Annotated in this window: 15 protein-coding genes; 10 read left to right on the forward strand and 5 right to left on the reverse strand. The window is 71.2% G+C overall.

Translation table 11 applies throughout. From position 1 onward, the window contains the following. Positions 1-8: 8 nt before the first annotated feature. Complete coding sequence (locus ABZT17_RS08815; protein ID WP_356345536.1) at positions 9-1202, forward strand: hypothetical protein; 1194 nt, start codon at positions 9-11, stop codon at positions 1200-1202. On the opposite strand, the gene ABZT17_RS08820 is transcribed toward ABZT17_RS08815, so the two are convergent. Beyond that, complete coding sequence (locus ABZT17_RS08820; RefSeq protein WP_356345538.1) at positions 1190-1720, reverse strand: PadR family transcriptional regulator; 531 nt, start codon at positions 1718-1720, stop codon at positions 1190-1192. The two genes, ABZT17_RS08815 and ABZT17_RS08820, sit on opposite strands and share 13 nt — an antisense overlap. A gap of 106 nt (positions 1721-1826) precedes the next feature. Between ABZT17_RS08820 and ABZT17_RS08825 the strand changes: the two genes are divergently transcribed. Further along, positions 1827-3185 carry an MATE family efflux transporter gene (locus ABZT17_RS08825; protein ID WP_356345542.1) on the forward strand — a complete coding sequence of 453 codons (1359 nt, stop codon included), beginning with the start codon at positions 1827-1829 and terminating at the stop codon, positions 3183-3185. Here ABZT17_RS08825 and ABZT17_RS08830 read toward each other — a convergent pair. Next, complete coding sequence (locus ABZT17_RS08830) at positions 3146-4381, reverse strand: glycosyltransferase 87 family protein (RefSeq protein ID WP_356345545.1); 1236 nt, start codon at positions 4379-4381, stop codon at positions 3146-3148. The two genes, ABZT17_RS08825 and ABZT17_RS08830, sit on opposite strands and share 40 nt — an antisense overlap. Positions 4382-4533: 152 nt before the next feature. Between ABZT17_RS08830 and ABZT17_RS08835 the strand changes: the two genes are divergently transcribed. After that, positions 4534-5676 carry a glycosyltransferase family 4 protein gene (locus tag ABZT17_RS08835; protein WP_356345548.1) on the forward strand — a complete coding sequence of 381 codons (1143 nt, stop codon included), beginning with the start codon at positions 4534-4536 and terminating at the stop codon, positions 5674-5676. Between the two features lie 83 nt (positions 5677-5759). After that, positions 5760-7343: a GMC oxidoreductase gene (locus ABZT17_RS08840; RefSeq protein ID WP_356345551.1), complete on the forward strand. Its 1584-nt coding sequence runs from the start codon at positions 5760-5762 to the stop codon at positions 7341-7343. A 13-nt stretch (positions 7344-7356) separates the two neighbouring features. On the opposite strand, the gene ABZT17_RS08845 is transcribed toward ABZT17_RS08840, so the two are convergent. After that, positions 7357-9153, reverse strand: a complete 1797-nt coding sequence (locus tag ABZT17_RS08845) for an AMP-dependent synthetase/ligase (RefSeq protein ID WP_356345553.1) — start codon at positions 9151-9153, stop codon at positions 7357-7359. Positions 9154-9448: 295 nt separating this feature from the next. On the opposite strand from ABZT17_RS08845, the gene ABZT17_RS08850 reads away from it, so the two are divergent. From ABZT17_RS08850 to ABZT17_RS08875, 6 genes are all read left to right on the forward strand, one after another. Next, positions 9449-10267 (forward strand): metallophosphoesterase, encoded by an 819-nt coding sequence (locus ABZT17_RS08850; RefSeq protein ID WP_356345555.1) that lies wholly within the window; start codon positions 9449-9451, stop codon positions 10265-10267. A gap of 92 nt (positions 10268-10359) precedes the next feature. Continuing rightward, a complete protein-coding gene (locus ABZT17_RS08855) occupies positions 10360-10800 on the forward strand; it encodes an SRPBCC family protein (RefSeq protein ID WP_356345558.1) in 441 nt (146 codons plus the stop codon). 106 nt (positions 10801-10906) lie between these two features. Further along, positions 10907-12076: an ArsA-related P-loop ATPase gene (locus ABZT17_RS08860; protein WP_356345560.1), complete on the forward strand. Its 1170-nt coding sequence runs from the start codon at positions 10907-10909 to the stop codon at positions 12074-12076. A gap of 57 nt (positions 12077-12133) precedes the next feature. After that, on the forward strand, positions 12134-12637 hold the full coding sequence (locus ABZT17_RS08865) for a DUF5304 domain-containing protein (protein ID WP_356345563.1): 504 nt from the start codon (positions 12134-12136) through the stop codon (positions 12635-12637). Positions 12638-12745: 108 nt separating this feature from the next. After that, a complete protein-coding gene (locus ABZT17_RS08870) occupies positions 12746-13699 on the forward strand; it encodes an ROK family glucokinase (RefSeq protein ID WP_356345565.1) in 954 nt (317 codons plus the stop codon). Between the two features lie 151 nt (positions 13700-13850). Continuing rightward, entirely contained in the window at positions 13851-14573 is a 723-nt protein-coding gene (locus tag ABZT17_RS08875; protein WP_356345568.1) for an endonuclease/exonuclease/phosphatase family protein, read from the forward strand. Here the strand turns inward: ABZT17_RS08875 and ABZT17_RS08880 are convergent. Both ABZT17_RS08880 and ABZT17_RS08885 read right to left on the reverse strand, forming a co-directional pair. Beyond that, positions 14570-15565 carry a CU044_5270 family protein gene (locus tag ABZT17_RS08880; protein WP_356345571.1) on the reverse strand — a complete coding sequence of 332 codons (996 nt, stop codon included), beginning with the start codon at positions 15563-15565 and terminating at the stop codon, positions 14570-14572. The genes ABZT17_RS08875 and ABZT17_RS08880 overlap by 4 nt on opposite strands. After that, the gene (locus ABZT17_RS08885; RefSeq protein WP_356345573.1) at positions 15558-16178 is read right to left on the reverse strand and encodes an RNA polymerase sigma factor; all 621 of its coding nucleotides are present in this window, start codon (positions 16176-16178) and stop codon (positions 15558-15560) included. Before ABZT17_RS08885 ends, ABZT17_RS08880 begins: the two co-directional genes overlap by 8 nt. Positions 16179-16351 lie beyond the last annotated feature (173 nt).

Raw genomic sequence — 16351 nt, forward strand, 5'->3', positions numbered from 1 at the left:
ATCGGGAAGTGGCTGGTCGCGGGCGGGTGTCGGGGTGCCGGGTGGTGGCGCTCGTCGTGCTGCTCCTGGCTGCCCTGGTCTCCTGCGGCGGCAGGTCCGCGACCGCCACCGGCCGGGCCGATCTGCAGCGCCTGCTCGACCGGCGCTCCACCGCCGTGCTCGACCGCGACCGGGCGTCCTTCGTGCGGACGGGCGCGCTCAGCTGGTTCGAGAACCTGCGCGGAGTGCCCCTCGCCGCCTGGTCCTACCGTGTCACCGCCCTGCACCGCACCGGCGACGGGGCCACCGCCGACGCCGAGTTGCGCTACCGCCTCCAGGGCTACGACCGCGCGCCCGTCACCGTGGGCCGCACGCTCGCCCTGTCGTGGAACGCCGACGGGCGGTGGTACGTCGACTCGGACACACCGGCCAGGAAGTCCGCCCAACAGCTGTGGGACCAGGGCGAGGTGACCGTCGTCCGCGGAAAGCACAGCCTGGTCCTCGGCACCGGCCAGTCCAGCGAGGAACTGCACATGTACGCCGACCTCGCGGACCGCGCCGTGCCGGCCGTGTCGGGCGCCTGGGGCAGCGACTGGGCCCGGCATGTCGTCGTCCAGGTGCCGAGGACGCTGGAGGGCATGGCGGGACTGCTCGGCTCACCCGCCTCCCAGTACCGGGGCATCGCGGCCGTCACCACGGGCGAGGTCGGCGGCCCGGCCGACGCGCCCGCCGACCGGATCATCGTCAACCCGGACGCCTACGCGGTCCTCGGCACCCTCGGCAAACAGGTCGTCCTCACCCACGAGACGACGCATGTGGCCACCCGCGCCCACACCACCCCGGCCACCCCGCTCTGGCTCTCCGAGGGCTACGCCGACTGGATCGGCTATCTCGGCACCGGCCGCACCCCCGCCCAGGCCGCCCCGGAACTGGCCCGCGCGGTCACCGCGGGACGCGCCCCCACCGCCCTCCCCACCGACCAGGACTTCGGGTTCAGCGGCGACGCGACGAAGCTGGCGCAGGCCTACGAGGGCGGCTGGCTGGCCTGCCGGCTGATCGCCGACCGCTGGGGCGAGGCACGGCTCGGGGAGTTCTACCGGGCCGTCGGCGACCACAGGACCCGGGCCGGGTCGGTGGAGAACGCGATGTCGAAGGTGCTCGGGACGACACCGGAGAAGTTCACCGAGCAGTGGCGGGAGTACCTCCAGGCTCAACTGGGCTGATCCAGAAGCGCGATGGCCTCCCGCAGCCACGCCCGCTCCGCCTCGCCGGTCGCCCGCGCCACCCGCAGCATGCCCTCCCGGAAGATGTCCTCGGCCGCCTCCGCGCTGACGGGCTTCTCGCCGTCGTAGAAGAAGCTCGACGGGGTCTGGAGGAACTCCAGCCGGCGGCGCAGCACGGCCGCCTGTTCCCGTCGGTCGGGGAGGTGCCGCAGGAAGGCCAGGACCGTGTTGAAGCGGACCTGGTCGGTGATCTCCGCCTGCTTGGGGTGGCGCAGACGGGACAGCAGATCCTCGCGGCCCAGGTCGGTGAGGGAGAGGATGCGGCGCGGGGCGGCGCTCGCGCCGGGCTCGGTGTGCTGGTCGAGCTTGCCGGCGGAGATCAGACGAGTGATCGCCGGGTAGAGGGCGCCGTCGCTGACCGGGCGGACATGGCCGCTGAGGGCCTTGATGCGCTCCTTCAACTCGTAGCCGTGCAGGGGCTGTTCGGCGAGGAAGCCGAGGATCGAGAGCTCCAGCAACGTTCTCTCCCTTGTGGGTGCGGTCCTCCCATGGTACCTCTTATCGAGCTACCTCTATTCGAGGTAGCCCGTATTGAGGTAACTCGTATCGAGGGAGTCGGTTCTCGTGCACGCTCATCGCCGGCAGCTGATCGCGCTCGCCCGCCCCGTCTACTTCTCGCTCCTGGCCACCGTCGCGGCCGGGATCATCAACACGGTCTGGGTCTCCCGGCTCGGCGGCGCGGCCGTGGCCGCCGTGGCGGTCGCGACCAACGCCGAGAACGTCCTGCTCGGCGTCTCGCTGGTCTTCGCCTCCGGTACGACGGTGCTGGTCGCGCACGCCAGGGGCGCGCGAGATCCCGGAGCGGTGCGGGCGGCCGTGCGCGGGGGGTGGGCGCTGTACGGGGTCGTGACGCCCGTGGTCGTCTTGGCCGGGTCGGCGCTGCGCGAGCCGCTGGCGCGACTGGTGCTGGGCGCGGACGACGGGCCGGCCGTTCCGCTCGCCGTCGCCTACTTCACGATCTCCCTTCCCGGTATCGCCGTCTTCTTCGCCCAGAATCTCGTCGACGGCATCCTCAAGGGCGCCGGCGACACCAGGACCCCGATGCGGCTGGCGCTGCTGGCGAACGGGCTGATCCTGGTCTGCGACCCGTTCCTGATCCAGGTGTACGGGGTGCGGGGCGCCGCCGTCTCGACGGTGCTGTGCCGGTGCGTGGCCCTGGCGGCGGGGATCGTCGTCCTGAGGCGGAACACCTTGCTGCGTACGGCGGTCGCGGTCCGGGCGAGCGAGAGCACCGGCCGGGCCCTGCGGCGGACGCTGACGACCGGGCTGCCCATGTCGGCCGACTTCACCGTGCGGCAGGGCGGGGCGCTCGTGCTGGTCGCCGTGGTGGCGCGGCTGGGGGTGACGGCGGTGGCCGCGTACTCGATCGCGTACAAGGTCATGTACGTGGCCACCATGGCGTTCTACTCGGTACGGCAGGCCGCCTCTATCCACACCGCGCACACCCGGGGCGCGGGGAGACGGGGATCCCCGGCGTCGGCCGAAGCGGGAAGCGGGGGAGAGCTGCGGGCGATCGGGCGGCAGGCGGTGCTGGTGTCCGGGGCGGCCGGGGTGGTGGCCGTGGTGCTGCTGGGGGTGACGGCGCCCTGGGTGATGGACGCCTTCGGCGCCGGGCCCGAGGTCGCCCACGCGGGTGTGGTGTTCCTGCGCTGTGTGGGGCCGTATCTGCTGCTGATGGCCTGCTTCATCGCGCTGGGCGGGGTCTTCGAGGGGAGCCGGGGAGCGCCGGTGCTGCTGCGGGTGACCGTCCTCGGCACGGCCGTCCAACTGCCGCTCGCCCACCTGCTGTCGGGGCTCGGTCTGCCCGGGGTGTGTCTGGCGCTGGCGCTCGCCATGGCAGTGCAGTGCGCCGCCCTGGGGGTGCTGTTCCGGCGGGCGGGGCGTCAGGAGGAGGCCGAGGTCTCCTTGGCGCGGGTCGCCTGAGCGGGGACCGTGGGGACCGGTTCGCGGGAGACCGTGGACCGCCAGAGCTCCACGGCGCCGAGCACGGCGGCGAGGACCAGGAAGCCGTTGCGCAGGGTCAGGAGGGTGATGCCGAGGGTGTCGCTCGCGACGACGTCCGCGAAGTAGACCGGGAACTCCAGCACCGTCAGGAAGCAGGCCAGTACGACCAGCGCGGCCGGCAGTCTCATCCGGCTGCCGCGGAAGCACAGGCAGACGGCGGCCGTGCCGACCAGCCACACCATGTACTGGGGACTGATCACCCGGCTGGTGACGGTGAACATCAGGACGGCGACGAAGGCCGCGTCCGCGAGGGTGTTCGGCAGGAAGCGGGTCGCCATCAGCCGCCACAGCAGCAGCCAGCCGAAGGCGACGCCGGTGAGGAACAGCGCGGCGGAGCTGATGACGCTCACCCAGGGACCGAGGAACTCGATCGAGCCGTAGTTCAGCAGCACCTGTCCCTGCCAGCCGAACCGGCGGGCCGTGTGGATGACCAGCGCGCCCAGCGACTCGACCTCGGTGCCCCGGTGGCGCTGGAACGTCAGGAACTCGAAGGCGCCCGGCATGAACAGCGCGAACAGCACCGCGACCCCGGCGGCGGTCCCCGCGGCCCAGCCCCAGGCGCCCCGCTTCCGGGCGCCGAGCAGCAGCAGCGCCGGCCACACCTTCAGCATCGCCCCGAAGCCGACCAGGACCCCCATCACCCGCGGATGCCGGGCGCCGGCGAGCAGCGCGGCCACGGCCACTGCGGTCACCATCAGGTCGTACCGCGCGTACACCGTCGGCCCGAGCAGTGGGACCGCCACCACCCACACCCAGGCCCCGCGCAGTGTCTTGCCGGGGCGCAGGCCCGCGTACCCGAGGAGGGAGAGGACCACCAGGTCGGCGACGCACGCCAGCACGTAGAAGGCCGACGGGTAGGACAGGAACCCCAGCAGCGCCGGCGAGAGGATCGCGAGGGCGGCGGCGGGCGGGTACTGCCAGGTGACGTCCCCGACGGGGAAGGTGCCGGTGCGCAGCACCTCGTACCAGCCCTGGTAGATGATCGAGACGTCGGTCGTCACGTCCGGGCCCGGGAAGACCCACACCTTGAAGACGAACAGCAGCAGCACGAGCCTGGTCAGGCCCCAGGTCACCAGCAGCCCCGCGAGAGACCGCCTCGCACCCGCAATGTCCACCTGAGCCCCTGCCTGCCGCTGTCTGGCTTTCGGTCTTGAGGGGAACATGATGTCCTGCCCAGCTGTGTATCTGCCATAAACGTGGCCGGTCGCACGTGTGCGGACGGGGCGCACGGGCCCGGGGACCCGCCCTTTGGATAGGGTCGGCGGCGATGCACAAGACCCTGATCGTGACGAACGACTTCCCGCCCCGCCCCGGCGGTATCCAGGCGTTCCTGCACAATATGGCGCTGCGGCTCGACCCCGAGCGGCTCGTCGTCTACGCGTCGACCTGGAAGCGGGGCAAGGAGGGCGTCGAGGCGACCGCCGCCTTCGACGCCGAGCAGCCCTTCACGGTCGTACGCGACCGTACGACGATGCTGCTGCCCACGCCGGCGGCCACGCGTACGGCGGTCGGGCTGCTGCGGGAGCACGGCTGTACGTCGGTGTGGTTCGGGGCGGCGGCCCCGCTCGGTCTGATGGCGCCCGCGCTGCGGAGGGCCGGCGCCGAGCGGCTGGTGGCCACGACCCACGGTCATGAGGCCGGGTGGGCCCAGCTGCCCGCCGCGCGGCAGCTGCTGCGGCGGATCGGGGAGTCCACGGACACGATCACCTACCTCGGCGAGTACACCCGCTCGCGGATCGCCGCCGCCCTGACGCCTCGGGCCGCCGAGCGGATGGTGCAACTGCCGCCGGGCGTGGACGAGAAGACCTTCCACCCCGGGTCGGGCGGCGACGGGATCCGGGCGCGGCTCGGGCTGACGGACCGGCCGGTGGTCGTGTGCGTGTCCCGGCTGGTGCCGCGCAAGGGGCAGGACACCCTCATCCTCGCGATGCCCCGCGTGCTGGCCGCCGAGCCGGAGGCGGTGCTGCTGATCGTCGGCGGCGGGCCCTACGAGGGCGAACTGCGCAAGCTGGCGCGCGAGACCGGTGTCGCCGACTCCGTGCGCTTCACCGGCGCCGTCCCCTGGTCCGAGCTGCCCGCCCACTACGGCGCCGGAGACGTGTTCGCCATGCCCTGCCGGACCCGCCGGGGCGGGCTCGACGTCGAGGGCCTCGGCATCGTCTATCTGGAGGCGTCGGCGACGGGCCTGCCGGTCGTGGCCGGCGACTCCGGCGGCGCCCCCGACGCCGTCCTGGACGGCGAGACCGGCTGGGTGGTCCGCGGCGGCTCCCCCGAGGAGACGGCCGAACGGATCACGGTCCTCCTCGCCGACCCTGAACTCAGGCGACGCATGGGGGAGCGGGGACGCGAGTGGGTGGAAGAGAAGTGGCGCTGGGACTTGTTGGCGGAAAAGTTGAAGACGTTGCTATAGCCGGAGGCCGATAATCCGCCGATGCTGCGCGCATGACAGTGAAACTGACGCAGCATCAGCTGACGAGACGTCAAATACTGGGCATGATCGCCCTGCAGAGCGCGGCGGCGGCCGGGCTCACCCGGATCGGTCTGCAGTCGGCTCAGGCGGCGGAGGAAGCGGCCTCCGTCGACAACGCGCCCGCCATCGTGATCGGTTCGGGGTACGGCGGTGCCGTCGCCGCCCTCCGGCTCGGTCAGGCCGGCATCCGCACGCTCGTCCTGGAGATGGGGCAGCTGTGGAACACCCCCGGCGCCGACGGCAAGATCTTCTGCAACACCGCCAACCCCGACCAGCGCTCCATGTGGTTCAAGTCCCGCACCGAGGCCCCGCTGGCCACCTTCATGTGGCTGGACGTCGTCAACAAGAACATCACCCCCTACCCGGGCGTCCTGGACCGCGTGCACTACGCCAACATGTCCGTGTACGTCGGACGCGGGGTCGGCGGCGGCTCCCTGGTCAACGGCGGTATGGCGGTCACCCCGCTCCAGTCGTACTTCACCGAGCAGTTCCCGACCGTGGACGCCACCGAGATGTACAACACGTACTTCCCGCGCGCCCGCGCCATGCTCGGCGTCAACACCATCGACCCGGCCTGGTTCGAGTCGACCGAGTGGTACCAGTTCGCCCGCACGTCACGGAAGGCCGCCGACAACACCGGCCTCAAGACGACCTTCGTGCCGAACGTCTACGACTTCGGCTACATGCAGCGCGAGGCGGCCGGCACCGCCACCAAGTCGGCGCTCGCGCAGGAGGTCATCTACGGCAACAACTACGGCAAGAAGAGCCTCGACAAGACCTATCTGGCGTCCGCGCTCGGCACCGGGAACGTCACCATCAACACGATGGAGCGGGTCAGGGCCATCAGACAGGCGAGCGACGGGAGCTGGCTGCTGACAGCCGACCGGATCGACGTCACCGGCGCGGTCGTGGCGACCAAGACGTACAGCTGCACGTACCTGTTCCTCGGCGGCGGCAGCCTCGGCACCACCGAACTCCTCGTCCGGGCCAGGGACACGGGCGCGCTGCCCGCCCTCAACGCCAGTGTCGGCGCCGGCTGGGGCCCCAACGGCAACACCATGCTGGGCCGCGCCAACCACATCTGGGACACCACCGGCGCCAACCAGTCGACCATGCCGGTCATGGGCATCGACGACTGGGCCAACGCCGACAACCCGGTCTTCGCCGAGATCGCCCCGCTGCCCATCGGCTTCGAGACCTGGGTGAGCCTGTACCTGGCGATCACCAAGAACCCCGAACGGGCCGCCTTCACCTACGACTCCGCGAGCGACGGGGTGAAACTGGGCTGGACCGCGGCCCAGAGCGCGGTCTCGGTCGCCATGGCCAAGAAGCTGTTCGACCGGATCAACTCGGCGAACTCCACCATCTACCGCTACGACCTGTTCGGCTCGTCCAGCAAGGTCTTCGCCGACGACTTCTGCTACCACCCGCTCGGCGGCTGTGTGCTGGGCAAGGCGACCGACAACTACGGCCGGGTGAAGGGGTATTCGAAGCTCTATGTCACCGACGGCTCACTGGTGCCGGGCAACATCGGCGTGAACCCGTTCGTCACCATCACCGCGCTCGCCGAGCGCACGATGACCCGGGTTCTCGCCGAGGACACCTGACCCAAGTGCCGTTCTACTTCTGGTAGATGGCCTCGATCTCGTCCGCGTAGTCCTTCGCCACCACATTGCGCTTGAGCTTCAGCGACGGCGTCAGGTGGCCCGACTCCTCCGTGAACTGGGAGGACAGAATGCGGAACTTCCGCACCGATTCCGCTTTCGACACCGCGGCGTTGCCGTCGTCGACCGCGTCCTGGATCGCAGCGAGCAGATCCGGGTCCTGGCGCAGCGACGCCGCGGTGACACCCGCGGGCTTGCCGTGCTCGGCGGCCCAGCGGCCCAGGAACTCCTCGTCGATGGTGACCAGCGCGCCCACGAACGGCCGCCCGTCGCCCACCACCATGCACTCCGCGACCAGCGCGTGCGCGCGGATGCGGTCCTCGATCACGGCCGGGGCGACGTTCTTGCCGCCCGCGGTGACGATGATCTCCTTCTTGCGGCCGGTGATCCTGAGATAGCCGTCCTCGTCGAGGGTGCCGATGTCACCGGTGTGGAACCAGCCGTCCCGCAGCGCCTCCGCCGTGGCGGCCTCGTTGTTCCAGTAGCCCTTGAACAGGTGCTCGCCGTGCAGCAGCACCTCGCCGTCGTCCGCGATCCGGATCACCGAGCCCGGCAGCGGCTGCCCGACCGTGCCGATCTTGGTCCGGTCCCAGGGGTTGAAGGCGGTCGCCGCACAGGACTCCGTCAGGCCGTAGCCCTCCAGGACCGTGAAGCCGATGCCGCGGAAGAAGTGACCCAGCCGCTCGCCCAGCGGCGCGCCGCCGGAGATGGCGTACTCGCCCCGGCCGCCCAGCACCGCGCGCAGCTTGCTGTAGACCAGCTTGTCGAAGGTCCGGTACTTGAGCTTCAGGCCGAGCGACGGGCCCGAGGGCGAGTCCAGCGCCCTGCTGTACGCGATCGCGGTGTCCGCGGCCTTGTCGAAGATCTTGCCCTTGCCGTCCGCCTGCGCCTTCGCGCGCGCCGAGTTGTAGACCTTCTCGAAGACCCGCGGGACGCCCAGGATCAGCGTCGGCCGGAAGGACGCCAGCTCGTCGGTGAGGTTCTTGATGTCCGGGACCATGCCCAGCTTGATCGGCGCCATCATCGGCGCGATCTGCACGAGCCGGCCGAAGACGTGCGCGAGCGGCAGGAAGAGCAGGACCGAGCAGTCACCGGTGCGGAACAGGGGACGCAGCCGCTCCACGATGTTGCCGCACTCGGCGAAGAAGCTGCGGTGGGTGAGCACACAGCCCTTGGGGCGGCCGGTGGTGCCCGAGGTGTAGACGATCGTCGCCGGGTCGTCGGCCCTCGCCTGCGAGCTGCGCTCGTCGACGGTCGCGTCGGAGACGTCCTTGCCGAGGCGCCCGAGCTCCTCGACCCCGCCACCCTCGATCTGCCACACGTGCTTGAGCTGCGGCAGCCGGTCACGCACCGACTCCACGGCGGCCGCATGGGTGTCCAGCTCCACGACGATCGCACGGGCACCGGAGTCCGCGAGGATCCACTCCACCTGCTCCGGCGAGCTGGTCTCGTACACCGGCACGGTCACCGCGCCCGCGCTCCAGATCGCGAAGTCCAGCAGCGTCCACTCGTAGCGCGTCCGGGACATCAGGCCCACCCGGTCGCCCGGCTGGACACCGGAGGCGATGAGACCCTTGGCCGCCGCGTGCACCTCGGCCAGGAAGGCCGTGGCCGTCACGTCCTGCCAGGAACCGCCCACCTTGCGGGCGATGACGGCCACATCGGGATGCTGCGCGGCGTTTCTACGGACGATGTCGGTGAGATTGCCGTCCGCAGGGACCTCGTACAAAGCCGGAAGGCTGAACTCGCGCAAGACTGCTGCTCCTCATAGGGCGCCGGCGCCACGACGTTGTGTGATGCGACGGTCGGTCCAAGGCTCGGGCAGGTACTCAGGCAATCGGTCGTTGAATTCCTGAGCACGACTGGACTGCCCGGACGTTACCCGCCGGTATGGCTTCTTCGACAGGGGGTCCCGGCGAGATGTTCGCTGCGTCACACAGATTGGTGTTCCTCGCCGTACCGTAGTCCACCCACTAACTGACTGGCCAGTAACCGCAGGTCCGTCCGGCACTGTTCACGTACACCGCACACGCTTACCCTTGATCGTCATGGCATCCACACCACCCGGTAACCGCACCACGCGCGTCCACGTGGTCAGCGACGTCCACGGCAACGCCCGTGACCTGGCCCGTGCCGGCGAGGGTGCCGATGCCCTGATCTGCCTGGGTGACCTGGTCCTTTTCCTCGACTACGCCGACCACTCGCGCGGCATCTTCCCCGATCTGTTCGGCGCGGCGAACGCCGACCGGCTTGTCGAACTGCGCACCGCCCGCCGCTTCGAGGAGGCCCGCGACTTCGGCGCCGAACTGTGGGCGGGCATCGGCGGCGACCGCCGCGCGGCCATCGAGAAGGCGGTGCGCAGACAGTACGCAGAGATGTTCGCGGCCTTTCCGACACCGACGTACGCGACCTACGGCAATGTCGATATGCCGCCACTCTGGCCCGAGTACGCCGGCCCCGGCACGACCGTGCTGGACGGCGAGCGGGTGGAGATCGGTGGCTGGGTCTTCGGCTTCGTGGGCGGCGGCCTGCGGACCCCGATGCGCACGCCGTACGAGATCAGCGACGAGGAGTACGCGGCGAAGATCGAGGCCGTGGGCGAGGTCGACGTGCTGTGCACCCACATCCCCCCGGAGGTGCCCGAGCTGGTCTACGACACCGTCGCGCGCCGCTTCGAACGGGGCAGCGTGGCCCTGCTGGAGGCGATCCGGCGGACCCGGCCCCGGTACGCGCTGTTCGGCCATGTCCACCAGCCGCTGGTACGGCGGATGCGGATCGGGGCCACCGAGTGTGTGAACGTGGGGCACTTCGCGGGGTCCGGCAAACCCTGGGCGCTGGAATGGGCGGTGAACGCCGGTAGGGGGTGAAGTCGGGCGCCGACGTGCGCGGTAGCCTTCACGCTGCACGCACGTGCGCACGACGACCCCTGTACCGGCCCGCATCTGGAGGAGCCACGGCGATGGCGGAACACACCAGCTCGAGCATCACCATCGAGGCGGCACCGGCCGATGTCATGGGGGTGATCGCCGACTTCGCGCGCTACCCGGACTGGACCGGGGAGGTGAAGGAGGCGGAGGTTCTCCAGACCGACGGCCAGGGTCGCGCCGAGCAGGTCCGTCTGGTGATGGACGCGGGTGCGATCAAGGACGACCAGGTGCTGGCGTACACCTGGACCGGGGAGAACGAGGTCTCCTGGACGCTGGTGAAGTCGCAGATGCTGCGGTCGCTGGACGGGGCGTACATCCTGAAGGCGGTGGGGGACGGGGCGACCGAGGTCGTCTACCAGCTCACCGTGGACGTCAAGATCCCGATGCTGGGGATGATCAAGCGCAAGGCCGAGAAGGTCATCATCGACCGGGCGCTGGCCGGGTTGAAGAAGCGGGTCGAGGCGGGGGAGTAGGGGTTCGTCGCCGGACGCGGGTGCGTCGGGGCCGGTCACGTCCCACGGCGCAGCCGCTCGGTCACCGCCCGCGCCCCTCGGCCGGTGTGAGTTACCGTTCACCGTCATGCGCACCATCCTGATCATCGGGCCCGGCGGCAGTGGTCGTACCACCGTCGCCGCCGCCACCGCCCTGGACGCCGCCCGTGCGGGCACCCGCACCCTGGTGCTCAGTGCCGATCGCACCGACACCCTCGGTGCGGCGCTCGGTGCGGCCACCGGCCCGGCGCCCGTCGCGGTCGCCCCGAACCTGACCGCCTGGCGGCCGGACGCCGCCGCCGGTTTCCGGGACGATCTCACCGCCTTCCAGGAACGCGCGGCGAACGTCCTCGACCTCCTCGGTGCCTCCCGGCTGGACGCCGAAGAGGTCACTCCGCTCCCCGGGGCCGAGGAGCTGACCCTCCTGCGTGCGCTGCGGGACGCCGCTCTCGCCGAGTCGCACGAGCTGCTGGTCGTTGATCTGCCGCCCACCTCTCAGGCCCTCGCGCTGCTCTCGCTGCCCGAGGAACTGCGCCGGTATCTGCGCCGGTTGCTGCCCCCTGAGCGGCAGGCCGCCCGCGCGCTGCGGCCCGTTCTCGGGCGCCTGGCCGGGGTGCCCATGCCGTCCGAGTGGCTCTACGAGACCGCCGCCCGGTGGGACTTGGAGCTGGGGGCCGTGGAAGCGGTGCTCGCCGATCGGGGCACCGTGGTGCGGCTGGTCGCGGAGCCGGGCCCCGCCGGGGCCGACGCCGTACGCGACGCCACGCTCGGCCTCGCCCTGCGGGGGCTGCGGACCGATGTCCTCGTCGCCAACCGGGTGCTGCCCGAGTCGGCCGCCGACGGATGGCTCGCGGGGCCCGTCGCCCAGCAGCGCAAGGTGCTGGAGGAGTGGCAGGAGTCGTACGCCATACGGCCTCTGCACCACCTCGGGCGTGATCCGCGAGGTGCGGACGACCTCGCCGTCCTTCCCGTCCCCGGCGTCAACGACATGACGTCCACCGTCGAGTGGCCGGTCCTCGACAGGCTCGCCGAGGACGGGGTACTCGTCTGGAACCTCCCGCTGCCCGGCGCGATACGCGATGACCTCGACCTGATCCGGCGCGGGGACGAGCTCGTCGTCTCGGTCGGTGCCTTCCGGCGGATCGTCGGCCTCCCCTCGGTCCTGCGCCGGTGCACGGTGGAAGGGGCCGCCCTGCGCGACGGGGTGCTGCGGATCCGGTTCGCGCCGGACCGGGACCTCTGGCCGGAGAGGCGGTGAACGACGTACGCCCATTCGGGTAACGTCGTAGGGACGAACCGTAGTCAGGAGTCCGTCATGAGCGAAGAGCTCCGTCCGTCGGATGCCGGTGAGAACGAAGCCGTCGGCGAGGAGCGGGCCACCGACGCCGACGCCTGGGCGACGGCCGCCGCCGAGGACCTCGCCGCGGAGAAGGCCCGCCGTCGCGCCCAGTACGGCCCGCCCAAGGGTTCGGCCGCCGAGGAGCTGCGCAAGCTGGTCGACGCCGTCTCGGAGAAGCTGTCGACGATCCAGTCGCCACTGCTCGGCGCGGTCGCCGGGCCGGCCGCGCAGCAGGTGGTGAGACAGGTCGTCCAGCAGGCGAAGGCGGCGGTCGAGCCGGTCGTGGAACGCAACCCGGATGTCTTCGACCACCTGGCGGCCGCGGGCAACGAACTGCTCGCCGCCTACCGCTCCGCCGTCCAGGCCCAGGAACAGCGCTGGACGAGCCGCCCGACCGACCTGCACAAGGATCTCGACGAGAGCCAGGACCGCGACCGCGGCGAGGGCACCGGGCCCGGGCAGCGCATCGATCTGGACTGACGTCCCAGGTGGCGGCCGGGCCCGTCCGCCGTACGGACGACGGGAACCCGGCCCCAGGGCCTCGGGTACGGTTGGCCGTAGCGGGGCTCGACCGAAACTGAGGGATTCATGGGACTCACCATCGGCGTCGACATCGGCGGTACCAAGATCGCGGCCGGTGTGGTCGACGAGGAAGGCAAGATCCTCTCGACCCACAAGGTGCCGACCCCGGGTACGCCCGAGGCGATCGTGGACGCCATCGCCTCCGCCGTGGAGGGCGCGCGCGCCGGGCACGAGATCGTCGGCGTGGGCATCGGCGCCGCCGGTTATGTGAACCGGCAGCGTTCGGAGGTCTACTTCGCGCCCAACATCGACTGGCGCAACGAACCGCTCCAGGAGAAGGTCCAGGCCCGCGTCGGCCTCCCAGTCGTCGTGGAGAACGACGCCAACGCGGCCGCATGGGGCGAGTACCGGTTCGGCGCCGGCAAGGGCCACCGCAACGTCATCTGCATCACCCTCGGCACCGGCCTCGGCGGCGGCATCATCATCGGCAACAAGCTGCGCCGCGGCCACTTCGGCGTCGCCGCCGAGTTCGGCCACATCCGTATGGTCCCGGACGGGCTGCTCTGCGGCTGCGGCTCGCAGGGCTGCTGGGAGCAGTACGCCTCCGGGCGCGCCCTGGTCAGATACGCCAAGCAGCGTGCCAACGCGACCCCCGAGAACGCCGAGATCCTGCTCGGCCTCGGTGACGGCAGCCCCGAGGGCATCGAGGGCAAGCACATCTCCATGGCCGCCCGTCAGGGCGACCCGGTAGCCGTCGACTCCTACCGCGAACTCGCCCGCTGGGCCGGCGCCGGCCTCGCCGACCTCGCCTCGCTCTTCGACCCCTCCGCCTTCATCGTCGGCGGCGGCCTCTCCGACGAGGGTGAACTGGTCCTCGACCCCATCCGCAAGTCCTACAAGCGCTGGCTGGTGGGCGGTAACTGGCGCCCGGTGGCCGACGTCATCGCCGCCCAGCTGGGCAACAAGGCGGGTCTCGTCGGAGCGGCGGACCTGGCGCGAGAGCCCGATCCGATCATGTGACGGCCCTTTTCGGGACACGGTGACCCGCACGCCCTGAAGGGGCGCGGGGCTGTGACATCAGCGGCTCCGCCGCGGGGCGCGACCGGCTGTACACGACCGCCGGTCGCGCACTCGCCTCGCGCCCCCGCCCATGGGGCGTACATTGATCCACATGGAGCCCGACGACCCCGCTCTCGTCCGAGTCCTCAGCTACAACATCCGCTCGATGCGAGACGACACCGATGCGCTCGCCCGGGTCATCCGCGCCTGCGAACCGGACCTGGTCCTGATCCAGGAAGCACCCCGTTTCTTCCGCTGGCGCAAGAAACTCGCCCGTCTCGCCCACGCCGCCGACCTGGTGATCCTCACCGGCGGCGGTACGGCGGCGGGCCCCGCCATCCTCTGCGATCTGCGCACCACGGTCGAACGCACCGAGGACGTCCTTCTCCCCCTCACCCCGGGCCAACACCGCCGAGGCTTCGCGACCGCGGTCGTCCGCTTCGGCAGCGCCCGCCTCGGCGTCCTCAGCTGCCATCTCTCCCTCGACGAGGACGAGCGCTACGAGCAGTCCGGCATGCTCCTCGACCGTCTCGCCGGCTTCGGCCTGGACCACGCGGTCGCCGGCGGTGACCTCAACGACCGCCCGGACGGCCGCAGTTTCCGCCGGCTGGCCGAGAACCTCCAGGACTGCTGGGCCACCCGGCCGCAGGGCGCCGAGCACACCTGGATCCGGGACGCCCCGCACCGCCGTATCGACGCGATCTTCGCCACCAAGGGCATCGAGGTGCTCGGCTGCGGGGTCCCCACCGACCTGCCCGGCGTCACCGACGCGGACCTGAGGGCGGCCACGGACCACCTCCCGGTCCTGGCCACCCTCAGGATCCCCGCCGCCTAGCTCTCGGTGGACGGTCGGACCTTCACCTTGTCGACGATCGCCCAGCTGTCCAGGTACGACAGCTGGATGTACGTCTTCATCGCCTTGCCGTCGCCGGAGGTGCGCGTGTTCCTGAAGCCGAGGAACGCGTAGGTCTTCGGGTCGAAGATCATCGTGCCGAGGCTCGGCCGTCCGCTGTAGGTGACGCCGATGCCCACCCGGCCGCGGGCGTCCTTCACGTGCGGCGTCACCATGTTCCCGGGGATCTTCCCCAGCGCCTCGTACGCGGCCGCCCGCAGCCCGGGCGGCATGACCGGGACGCGGTACAGCAGCCCTTCGAGGAAGAAGTTGATCATGGGCCAGGCGTCGTCCGTGATGGGCGTGGAGTCGTCCGTCGACGGATGGGTCGGGTTGCGCATGGCCAGGAGCAGCTTGTCGGGGTCCGTGGGCAGCTTCGACAGCCGCGACCAGTCCTGCGTCGGCCACACGCTCTCGTTCTTCTTCGGCGGGGGCGACCACCACCCCTTGCCGATCTCCATCACCCAGGACGGCTTCGACTGGTCGACCGACACCCAGTTCTCGTCCACATACGACCTGGTGACGCCGGTGCCCACCTCCGTCTCCTTGATGATCTCCCTGGTGTAGATGTACTGGTCGGCGCGCGGGGCGACCTGCCGCTCGTGCGCCCGCTGGTAGGCGGCCGCCTTCGTCAGCACGGTCCGCGCGCTCATGTTCCGCATGGCGGGCGCGCTGCCGGCGGGCGGCGTCGCCACCCTCCTCGTGGACTCGTCGTCGTGCACGGCGACCACGACGGTCCCGGCGACCGCGGCGGCCACCAGACCGGTCAGCGCGATACGGAGAACCGGGCGTCGGCGTCGTACCGCCACCGGCGTCGCCTCCTTCTGCGCCGCCCGCAGCAGCCGGGCCCTGACCCGGGCACGGGTCCTCTCGTCGAGCGGGGGTGCCCCCGCGTCGAAGTCCCTCAGTTCGCGCAGTTCGTCGATGTCACGCATGGGCGTCCGCCTCTCGGAAAGCTGTCGGATCGGTGCCGCCCAGTGCTTCGCGCAGTCTGCTGCGGGCCCGGTGCAACCGCGATCTGACCGTGCCGACCGGCACCCCCAGCGCCAGGGCCGCCTCCTCGTAGTCGAGGCCGGCCCAGGCCACCAGGAGCACCACATCGCGCTGCCGGGCGGACAGCCCGGCCAACGCGGCCGCCAGGTCCCGGCGCACCCCCACGGCACCGGCCCTGGCGACCGCGCGCTCGGCGACCGGTTCCTCGTGCTCGACCGGTGCCGGGACCCTGGCGAGCGCCTTGAAGCGGCGTGCCTCGGCCCGGCGGTGCCGGCCCACGAGGTTGGTCGCGATGCCGAACAGCCACGGACGGGCGTCGGCACGCGTGAGGTCGTAGGTCTCGCGTCTCTGGAAGGCGGTGACGAAGGTCTCCGCCATCAGGTCCTCCGCCGCCTCCGGACCGAGCCGTCGCGCCGCGTACCGGTGCACGGCGTCGGCGTGGCGGTCGTAGAGCGCGGCGAACGCCTCGGGCTCCTCCCGGGACCGCTCGATCACGCGGGCGTCACTCTCCCCGCGATCCTCCGCGCGGGTGCCGACGCCCGGTCCGACGGTCATCGGGGCTCCTCTCGTTCGTCCGAACGCCTCGAAGGCTTGGGCTTGTCGCTGCTTGTCACCCGTCCTTCGCCGCAACCGCCGATCGAGTTCCATCCCGTCCCGTCCGGGGCCCGTCCGCTCCGGACGCACGAGGGCCCGCCCGGGTGTTCCGGGCGGGCCCTCGGGAGGTGTCC

Source organism: Streptomyces sp. NPDC005648 (genome assembly GCF_040605395.1).
In the GTDB taxonomy this organism is placed as follows: Bacteria; Actinomycetota; Actinomycetes; order Streptomycetales; family Streptomycetaceae; genus Streptomyces.

Bases quoted from the DNA above. Each gene is read 5' to 3' on its own strand.
- ABZT17_RS08835 (WP_356345548.1), top strand. From the start codon at position 4,534: ATGCACAAGACCCTGATCGTGACGAACGACTTCCCGCCCCGCCCCGGC.
- ABZT17_RS08865 (WP_356345563.1), top strand. From the start codon at position 12,134: ATGAGCGAAGAGCTCCGTCCGTCGGATGCCGGTGAGAACGAAGCCGTC.
- ABZT17_RS08885 (WP_356345573.1), bottom strand. From the start codon at position 16,178: ATGACCGTCGGACCGGGCGTCGGCACCCGCGCGGAGGATCGCGGGGAG.
- ABZT17_RS08840 (WP_356345551.1), top strand. From the start codon at position 5,760: ATGATCGCCCTGCAGAGCGCGGCGGCGGCCGGGCTCACCCGGATCGGT.
- ABZT17_RS08860 (WP_356345560.1), top strand. From the start codon at position 10,907: ATGCGCACCATCCTGATCATCGGGCCCGGCGGCAGTGGTCGTACCACC.
- ABZT17_RS08870 (WP_356345565.1), top strand. From the start codon at position 12,746: ATGGGACTCACCATCGGCGTCGACATCGGCGGTACCAAGATCGCGGCC.
- ABZT17_RS08855 (WP_356345558.1), top strand. From the start codon at position 10,360: ATGGCGGAACACACCAGCTCGAGCATCACCATCGAGGCGGCACCGGCC.
- ABZT17_RS08850 (WP_356345555.1), top strand. From the start codon at position 9,449: ATGGCATCCACACCACCCGGTAACCGCACCACGCGCGTCCACGTGGTC.
- ABZT17_RS08875 (WP_356345568.1), top strand. From the start codon at position 13,851: ATGGAGCCCGACGACCCCGCTCTCGTCCGAGTCCTCAGCTACAACATC.
- ABZT17_RS08880 (WP_356345571.1), bottom strand. From the start codon at position 15,565: ATGCGTGACATCGACGAACTGCGCGAACTGAGGGACTTCGACGCGGGG.